The sequence below is a fragment of the Blautia sp. 1001283B150304_161114_C9 genome, assembly GCF_015668165.1.
GTDB classification, from domain to species: domain Bacteria; phylum Bacillota; class Clostridia; order Lachnospirales; family Lachnospiraceae; genus Blautia_A; species Blautia_A wexlerae.
The window spans coordinates 1-5,010 of record NZ_JADPGO010000067.1; the positions used below are offsets into that span (position 1 = coordinate 1).

The window sequence follows — 5,010 nt, forward strand, 5'->3', positions numbered from 1 at the left end:
AAGAGCGATAGACGGGGCTCGAACCCGCGGTCTCGACCTTGGCAAGGTCGCGCGTTACCAACTACGCCACTATCGCATAAGCGGGTGATGGGAATCGAACCCACGTATCCAGCTTGGAAGGCTGGTGTTCTACCATTGAACTACACCCGCACAGCTTGTTGTCTGTGCATCTCTGTCGCATCAACGAAGATTAGTATATATGATGAAACTGTATTTGTCAACACTAAATTTAAATTTTTTCTATTTTTTTAACAACATATACAAATCATCATCTGACAAACAATTTGTCACGCAGATAAAATCATCCGTTTCGCTGCTCAGCTCTATACCGAATAATTGCTATGCAGTTTATCAGAAGGAGCTTTCACTCCTCCTGATATAAGCAAATTTCCACCTGCTACTTATTACTTTCCACGCTGAAAGCCTGGACTTACTGTATATGATGGAACCTGTCAGGAAAACAAAATTTTACAGTGTTAACCAGAGATCAGTTCTCCCAATCCCATACATTCGTAGCTTCCACTGAACTTCTTGGTTTCTTAATCACAAGTTCAGGACTCTTCGCACTGACCTTGGTGTTTGCCGGAATAGATGCTGTAATAAAGGTATTACCTCCGATGATCGTATTCTCTCCTATCACAGTCTCACCGCCCAGCACAGAAGAGTTAGAATAAATCGTCACATTATCTCTGATCGTCGGATGTCTCTTCACATTGGCAAGCAGCTGTCCCTGACGGGTGGAAAGTGCGCCAAGAGTCACGCCCTGATACAGCTTCACATTCTTTCCAATCTCCGTAGTCTCACCGATTACAACACCGGTTCCATGGTCAATGAAGAAATATTCTCCAATCGTAGCACCCGGATTGATATCGATACCTGTATAACCATGTGCATATTCAGACATAATTCTTGGAATAAACGGCACATTTTCCAGATAAAGAACATGTGCAAGTCTGTATACATAAATTGCATAAAATCCAGGATAAGAGAAAATAATCTCCTCTTTACTCTTGGCAGCCGGGTCACCATCAAAACCAGCCTGCAGGTCAGTCAGCAGCATACGCTGGATTTCCGGAACATTTGCAAAAAATCGCTCTGTGATCTGCTCTGCATGTTCTTTGGCCTTCTGTTCCTCTTCACCCTGATATAAAAATGCAATCTCAATCTGCTCCTGCAAGCAGTCATACAGATCATTCAGGCGATATGCCACATAATGCTCCGGAAACACGCTGGCACTGGAATCCACACTGAAATATCCGGGAAAAATAATAGACCTCATATCTTTAATGAAGTTAATAATCTCTTTCTTATTTGGAAGACGTTCTCTGTCCTTTCCCAGAAAGAGTTCTTCTTTACGGTAAGTATCTGTCAGCTTCTCCACAGCCTCCAGAATTGTTTTCTTCTTATCTGTCATAATCGTCACCTATCTGCTTTCCTCGCAGCTGCTTATTGTCCCCGGACAATAGCAATCCAGAGGGTACACAACCGCATTTTGTTATTATCTTATTACAGCAAAACCAATTCGTCAATAAAAAAAGAATTGACCTTTCCGTAGATTCCTTATATAATAAAAAACAGTTCCGGTTACACTTCAGAACTGTTTCTAATCTTAATATGGAGATGTACCCAAGAGGCTGAAGGGACCGCACTCGAAATGCGGCAGGCCGGGCAACCGGTGCGAGGGTTCAAATCCCTCCATCTCCGCTCTTTCTTTGTAAAATTCTTTATAATAAAAATGCACAATAAGCTTGACAATCGTTGCTTTTATATGTATAATTGCAACAGTAAAAGAAATTTTACAAGTTGGTTTTGATAGGGGATTGGTCAAATGGTATGATAGGGGTCTCCAAAACCTTTGGTGGGAGTTCGATTCTCTCATCCCCTGCTCTTAAAAACGCTCGAAAGCCTTGTATTTACTGGGTTTCGGGCGTTTTCGTTTTATCTCGGATGATCAAAAGTAATCATAGAAGTAATCACTTCCAGGGTTGATGCCAACATTTTAGTTTGTATACTTACTGTACGCTGCAATGCCTCCAATCTCTTTTCATTAATTGCATATCCCTGGATAATATATTGTTTAAGGACTTTGTTCGCCCATTTACGAAATTCCACCCCTCGATTAGATTTTACCCTATATCCAACAGAAATAATCATATCCAGATTATAATGCTCTACCTGGTAAATTTTACCGTCTAAAGCAGTTGTCGCAAATTTTGCGACAACTGAATTATCCAACTCTTCTTTCAATGCATTATTAATATGTTTACCAATCGTCTTCACGTCTCTTTCAAATAACTCAGCTAACTGATTTCTGTTAAGCCATACAGTGCTATCTTTAACAGACACATTAAGTTTTATCTCCTTATCTGCCGTTTCAAACAAAATCAATTCATTTTTCATAATAAATTTCTCCTACTCTAACATTAGTGCCTTTTATGGTAGCATCCAGATTCATAGTAGCTCTGGAATCCAGACCAACGGATATAATTTATAGATTTCATCCTCATATTGAACCGGAACGGTAATAGAAAGAGATCTTACAAACTTCTCAACCTGCTCTACTTCTTTCGTTTGTTTATGAAAAAACATGTGAACCTCAGGCTCTTCATATTTCTCATTCTTATTCATAAATAATTTCATATGTATACCCACTACAATATTATCAAATTATTGCACTCTACTTTGTTCCACTTTCATTATGAGTAATAAACGTGCTCCAGGGCGTTTTCCTTTCAGCCTAATTCTTTTCAATGCTTTTCAGATAACTCCGCACCACTCCCAGGCCCCCTTCGGGCACACAGAATATCTCCCTGCGTTTTCCACACTGTTCATATACTTCTTCCAGATCAAACCACTGAACTTCCTCTACTTCTTCTGTCTGAAGAACAAGTTCCGCTGTATTCACAGGCTCCTGATAGATGTAGACAAAAGCAATTTCTTCATCCCGAAACATTTTTCCATGAAATTCTTTTGTGAAAGATATGGGGAAGGTTCCGGCAAAGTGCAACTGTTCCGGTGTTGCGCTGATTCCCAGTTCTTCTTTCAGTTCCCGAAGTGCAGATTCCAGTGGTTCGTCTCCTGCCTGGATGTGTCCTGCCGAGGAAGTATCAAATTTTCCCGGAAAAGAATCCTTGTTTTGTGAGCGTTTCTGTAAAAGAATCTGCACTTTGCCCTCTTTTTTCCGAATAATCCATATGTGAGCTGTTCTGTGGGGAATTCCTTCTGCATGGGCTTTTTCCCTTGATACAATCTGTCCGGCAGGATTACCTTTGCTGTCTATAACGTCAAATAATTCCATCTATTTTTCCTTCTTTATTTGTAAATAATTTCAAACAGTCATGTCTCTGTCAGTTCTTTATTCTTCGATGAAGTGAATTCTTTCTGGATCAAACCGGTCCTGCTGCGGTCTTGTCTCTGCCGGATAACCCAGTGCAAACATAGAAAAAACTTTTACATTTTCCGGAAGACCCAGAAGTCTGTGAACTTCTTCCATGTGTTCTTCTATCGGAGCAATGCCAAACCATACTCCGCCCAGACCAAGAGTATCTGTTTCCAGCCAGATATTCTCTTGAGCAATGGACATGTCAATCTGTGCAAAAGATGGTGCAACAAGTCCTTCTGTATGATAGACTGGTACGATCACTGCAGGTGCCCCTGCTGCACAGCCGGTGTATGGTGTTACTTTGGACAATTTCTGGATTTTTTCTTTGTCTGTTACCACATAAAATTCCCAAGGCTGCTGGTTACATGCACTTGGCGCCTGCATTCCCGCCTTCAGGATTTCCATGATTTTTTCCTTTTCTACTGGTTTGTCTTCATATTTTCTTACACTGATTCTGTGAAAAATACTGTTCATAACTTTTCGTCTCCTTTACGAATCATTCAGTTGATCCTATTATAGCATGTATATTTTATAAAGCCTCAATTTTTTCAGCTCTTCCGGTATTTTACAGAAGGGTAGCTTCCTGTACAGATCGGCAGCTACTTTAATTTTCTGCACGATTTTCTCTCTATCCTGTTGTTTTCCCATCTATCTTTTCCCATTCATCACTATAATATAAAAAACAGCACCGGACAACTTTTTTTGTTATCCAGTGCTCATAGTCTTAAAAAGCGGTTTTATGCTGGCTGTCAGCCGTGACATCCTTCCGAATGTCTAAAATGTCGCCGATATCATTAAGTCCCCGGCGCGGACTCACCGCATCTCCCTGGTGTGGGCGTAACGCCCTTCCGAGTATCGAATAGTCCCAGTAGGCTGTATCTAATTATGGGAAGATTTTTCTATATCGCAGAAAAAAGTTTTACTCCCTCACTTCAAGCCACTGGTCAATGTTTTTGGCTTCATCATAATCAAGATATAATGACCATAAAAGGGGCGTTACTTCCATTTTTTTCATTTAGAATTGTTTCCTGCACAGCATCCCCACAATCAGAATCATTCTTCAGAATGGACTTTGATATATGATACAGCATGGCTTCTGCATCCCAAACCTCCTTAATAAATACATCTTTTGTCATAACTTTGTCTTCTCCTTTTGTCCAGCCGAATTACTACACGTGTTTGCTTTTTTAATTTTACACTAATTAGATGCACCGAGAAGAGAATTGGTTCTCATAAAATTATCTCAGGATTTTGTAATTTAAAAAATACAGTTTGCACATATACAATGATACAATAAAAATGTAAAAATTATAGCAATTCCTACACGAAAGGGGTCATGTTTTATGAGAAAAAGAAACAATTTTATTTCTGTGTTTACTATGTTTCTGGCAATTGGTTTTGCAATTATTTTCTCCAGACCCGTAAAAGCAACGGCAAATGGGGTCCAATTAAAAGCAAATCGGACATACACAGCATATGATGTTACCGGTGATGGAACGAAAGATAAAATCAGAATCAGAGCAGCCAATCAAACCGACGATGAAACATATACGTCACTTACTGTATCGGTTAATGGAAAAACAGCTTACAGATTAAAAAATACACGTTTTTATAATGTTATAGCAAAT

Annotated in this window: 8 protein-coding genes and 4 tRNA genes; 3 read left to right on the forward strand and 9 right to left on the reverse strand. The window is 39.7% G+C overall.

Annotated elements, in window-relative coordinates; all coding sequences use genetic code 11:
* Positions 1–3: 3 nt before the first annotated feature.
* The 3 genes from I4V44_RS17045 to epsC all read right to left on the reverse strand — a co-directional run bounded on the left by I4V44_RS17045 (position 4) and on the right by epsC (position 1,414).
* Positions 4–76, reverse strand: a tRNA-Gly gene (locus tag I4V44_RS17045).
* Between the two features lie 3 nt (positions 77–79).
* A tRNA-Gly gene (locus tag I4V44_RS17050) sits at positions 80–150 on the reverse strand.
* Between the two features lie 337 nt (positions 151–487).
* Positions 488–1,414, reverse strand: a complete 927-nt coding sequence (gene epsC / locus I4V44_RS17055; RefSeq protein WP_008705761.1) for a serine O-acetyltransferase EpsC — start codon at positions 1,412–1,414, stop codon at positions 488–490.
* Between the two features lie 202 nt (positions 1,415–1,616).
* On the opposite strand from epsC, the gene I4V44_RS17060 reads away from it, so the two are divergent.
* Positions 1,617–1,704 (forward strand) — tRNA-Ser (locus I4V44_RS17060).
* Between the two features lie 110 nt (positions 1,705–1,814).
* A tRNA-Trp gene (locus I4V44_RS17065) sits at positions 1,815–1,885 on the forward strand.
* Between the two features lie 53 nt (positions 1,886–1,938).
* On the opposite strand, the gene I4V44_RS17070 is transcribed toward I4V44_RS17065, so the two are convergent.
* From I4V44_RS17070 to I4V44_RS17090, 6 genes are all read right to left on the reverse strand, one after another.
* Entirely contained in the window at positions 1,939–2,400 is a 462-nt protein-coding gene (locus I4V44_RS17070; RefSeq protein ID WP_201927497.1) for a virulence RhuM family protein, read from the reverse strand.
* A 51-nt stretch (positions 2,401–2,451) separates the two neighbouring features.
* The gene (locus tag I4V44_RS17075; RefSeq protein ID WP_055153835.1) at positions 2,452–2,640 is read right to left on the reverse strand and encodes a hypothetical protein; all 189 of its coding nucleotides are present in this window, start codon (positions 2,638–2,640) and stop codon (positions 2,452–2,454) included.
* 97 nt (positions 2,641–2,737) lie between these two features.
* Positions 2,738–3,298: an NUDIX hydrolase gene (locus tag I4V44_RS17080; RefSeq protein ID WP_055153833.1), complete on the reverse strand. Its 561-nt coding sequence runs from the start codon at positions 3,296–3,298 to the stop codon at positions 2,738–2,740.
* 57 nt (positions 3,299–3,355) lie between these two features.
* Positions 3,356–3,856 (reverse strand): nitroreductase family protein, encoded by a 501-nt coding sequence (locus I4V44_RS17085; RefSeq protein WP_055153831.1) that lies wholly within the window; start codon positions 3,854–3,856, stop codon positions 3,356–3,358.
* Positions 3,857–3,895: 39 nt separating this feature from the next.
* Entirely contained in the window at positions 3,896–4,030 is a 135-nt protein-coding gene (locus I4V44_RS17830; RefSeq protein ID WP_255656390.1) for a hypothetical protein, read from the reverse strand.
* A 320-nt stretch (positions 4,031–4,350) separates the two neighbouring features.
* Entirely contained in the window at positions 4,351–4,518 is a 168-nt protein-coding gene (locus I4V44_RS17090) for a hypothetical protein (RefSeq protein ID WP_330380745.1), read from the reverse strand.
* Positions 4,519–4,725: 207 nt separating this feature from the next.
* Between I4V44_RS17090 and I4V44_RS17095 the strand changes: the two genes are divergently transcribed.
* Positions 4,726–5,010 (forward strand): hypothetical protein (locus I4V44_RS17095; protein ID WP_196003010.1); only part of this gene is annotated, 285 nt, incomplete at its 3' end.